The 3582-nt window shown below is 54.9% G+C and carries 2 rRNA genes; both read left to right on the top strand.

The features are described from left to right. Positions 1-174: 174 nt before the first annotated feature. Positions 175-3303, top strand: a 23S ribosomal RNA gene (locus PV772_RS22720). Positions 3304-3466: 163 nt separating this feature from the next. Then, a 5S ribosomal RNA gene (gene rrf, locus PV772_RS22715) occupies positions 3467-3582 on the top strand; the annotation flags it as partial.

Raw genomic sequence — 3582 nt, 5'->3', positions numbered from 1 at the left:
GTGTGTGTGGGGTGTGTGGTGTGGGGTTGTTGTTTGAGAACTACATAGTGGACGCGAGCATCTTGTATAAGAAGCAATTTCCAAGAATATGAACCTGGATCTGGTTCGTGCGCCTGTTGGTGTGCGGGGCAGTTTCTGTGGTTCTCTCGAGTGTTTTTTGTTTTTGATCTTTGTGGTCAAGTTTTTAAGAGCACACGGTGGATGCCTTGGCATTAGGAGCCGAAGAAGGACGTAGGAATCTGCGATAAGCCTGGGGGAGTCGATAACCGGACTGTGATCCCAGGGTGTCCGAATGGGGAAACCCCGCTGAGCGCGCGAGTGACTTGGTGACCCGTACCTGAACACATAGGGTGCGTGGGGGGAACGCGGGGAAGTGAAACATCTCAGTACCCGCAGGAAGAGAAAACAATAGTGATTCCGTTAGTAGTGGCGAGCGAACGCGGATCAGGCTAAACCGTTCCATGTGTGATAGCCGGCGGGCGTTGCATGGTCGGGGTTGTGGGACTTTCCGTACCAGTTCTGCCGGGCTGGTGGGGTGTGATGTGCGCGCATAGGTGAACGGTTTTGAAAGGCCGGCCAGAGAGGGTGTTAGTCCCGTAACCGTAATGTGTTTGTACCGCCTGTGAGAGTATCCCAAGTAGTACGGGGCCCGAGAAATCCCGTGCGAATCTGTCAGGACCACCTGATAAGCCTAAATACTCCCTAATGACCGATAGCGGACCAGTACCGTGAGGGAAAGGTGAAAAGTACCCCGGGAGGGGAGTGAAACAGTACCTGAAACCGTGTGCTTACAATCCGTCGGAGCCGGCTCTGTTCTGGTGACGGCGTGCCTTTTGAAGAATGAGCCTGCGAGTTAGTGTTACGTCGCGAGGTTAACCCGTGTGGGGCAGCCGTAGCGAAAGCGAGTCTGAATAGGGCGTGTGAGTGGCGTGATCTAGACCCGAAGCGAAGTGATCTACCCATGGCCAGGTTGAAGCGACGGTAAGACGTCGTGGAGGACCGAACCCACTTCAGTTGAAAATGGAGGGGATGAGCTGTGGGTAGGGGTGAAAGGCCAATCAAACTTCGTGATAGCTGGTTCTCCCCGAAATGCATTTAGGTGCAGCGTTGCGTGTTTCTTGCTGGAGGTAGAGCTACTGGATGGCTAATGGGCCCTACAAGGTTACTGACGTCAGCCAAACTCCGAATGCCGGTAAGTGAGAGCGCAGCAGTGAGACTGTGGGGGATAAGCTTCATAGTCGAGAGGGAAACAGCCCAGACCACCAACTAAGGCCCCTAAGCGTGTGCTAAGTGGGAAAGGATGTGGAGTTGCCCAGACAACCAGGAGGTTGGCTTAGAAGCAGCCACCCTTAAAAGAGTGCGTAATAGCTCACTGGTCAAGTGATTCCGCGCCGACAATGTAGCGGGGCTCAAGTACACCGCCGAAGTTGTGGCATTCACATATTTTCCAAGCCTTTGTGGTTCAGGAGTGTGGATGGGTAGGGGAGCGTCGTGTGGGCAGTGAAGCTGCGGTGTAAACCAGTGGTGGAGCCTACACGAGTGAGAATGCAGGCATGAGTAGCGAAAGACGGGTGAGAAACCCGTCCGCCGAATGATCAAGGGTTCCAGGGTCAAGCTAATCTGCCCTGGGTAAGTCGGGACCTAAGGCGAGGCCGACAGGCGTAGTCGATGGACAACGGGTTGATATTCCCGTACCGGCGAAAAACCGTCCATGTTGAACAGGGGATACTAACCGCCCGAGACCTGCCCGACCGTCCTTTGGATGGAAGGGTTTTGGTGGAGCGCGGGACCTGATCCTGGGAGGCAAGCGTATTAACAGGTGTGACGCAGGAAGGTAGCCGAGCCGGGCGATGGTTGTCCCGGTCTAAGGATGTAGGGCGAGTGGTAGGCAAATCCGCCACTCATGGTGCCTGAGATCTGATGGGACCCCCGTTTGGGGGGATTTGGTGATCCTATGCTGCCGAGAAAAGCATCGACGCGAGGTTTTAGCCGCCCGTACCCCAAACCGACACAGGTGATCAGGTAGAGAATACTAAGGCGATCGAGAGAATTATGGTTAAGGAACTCGGCAAAATGCCCCCGTAACTTCGGGAGAAGGGGGGCCCCAACCTTGATACACCTTCGCGGTGTGGAGGGGATCGGGGCCGCAGAGACCAGGGGGAAGCGACTGTTTACTAAAAACACAGGTCCGTGCGAAGTCGCAAGACGATGTATACGGACTGACTCCTGCCCGGTGCTGGAAGGTTAAGAGGACCGGTTAGCCGCAAGGCGAAGCTGAGAATTTAAGCCCCAGTAAACGGCGGTGGTAACTATAACCATCCTAAGGTAGCGAAATTCCTTGTCGGGTAAGTTCCGACCTGCACGAATGGAGTAACGACTTCCCCGCTGTCTCAACCATAAACTCGGCGAAATTGCAGTACGAGTAAAGATGCTCGTTACGCGCAGCAGGACGGAAAGACCCCGAGACCTTTACTATAGTTTGGTATTGGTGTTCGGAGTGGCTTGTGTAGGATAGGTGGGAGACGTTGAAGCCCGGACGCCAGTTCGGGTGGAGTCATCGTTGAAATACCACTCTGGTCACTTTGGACATCTAACTTCGGCCCGTAATCCGGGTCAGGGACAGTGCCTGATGGGTAGTTTAACTGGGGCGGTTGCCTCCTAAAAAGTAACGGAGGCGCCCAAAGGTTCCCTCAGCCTGGTTGGCAATCAGGTGTCGAGTGTAAGTGCACAAGGGAGCTTGACTGTGAGAGAGACATCTCGAGCAGGGACGAAAGTCGGGACTAGTGATCCGGCGGTACATTGTGGAATGGCCGTCGCTCAACGGATAAAAGGTACCTCGGGGATAACAGGCTGATCTTGCCCAAGAGTCCATATCGACGGCATGGTTTGGCACCTCGATGTCGGCTCGTCGCATCCTGGGGCTGGAGTAGGTCCCAAGGGTTGGGCTGTTCGCCCATTAAAGCGGTACGCGAGCTGGGTTTAGAACGTCGTGAGACAGTTCGGTCCCTATCCGCTGCGCGCGCAGGAAATTTGAGAAGGGCTGTCCTTAGTACGAGAGGACCGGGACGGACGAACCTCTGGTGTGTCAGTTGTACTGCCAAGTGCACCGCTGATTAGCTACGTTCGGATGGGATAACCGCTGAAAGCATCTAAGCGGGAAGCTCGCTTCAAGATGAGATTTCCATACACATTTATGTGTGAGAGGCCCCCAGCCAGACCACTGGGTTGATAGGCCGGATGTGGAAGCGAGGACTAACGACTCGTGAAGCTGACCGGTACTAATAGGCCAACAACTTACACCACACAGATACATACAAAACTCTGCTTGCGTCCACTATGTGGTTCCCAACCAACAACCCCCCCACGGGTTGTCACGGCACGGAACCAACACAACTAAATAACAACACCATGTTGTAACCACAAAACTTCCCACCAACCCCCCAGGGGTTTGGCCGGGTACAAGGGTTACGGCGGTCATAGCGTGGGGGAAACGCCCGGTCCCATTCCGAACCCGGAAGCTAAGACCCACAGCGCCGATGGTACTGCACCCGGGAGGGTGTGGGAGAGTAGGTCACCGCCGGA

The sequence above is a fragment of the Pseudarthrobacter sp. CC12 genome (assembly GCF_039907755.1).
Classification (GTDB): domain Bacteria; phylum Actinomycetota; class Actinomycetes; order Actinomycetales; family Micrococcaceae; genus Arthrobacter; species Arthrobacter niigatensis.
This window is presented reverse-complemented; position numbering and strand designations above follow the sequence as displayed.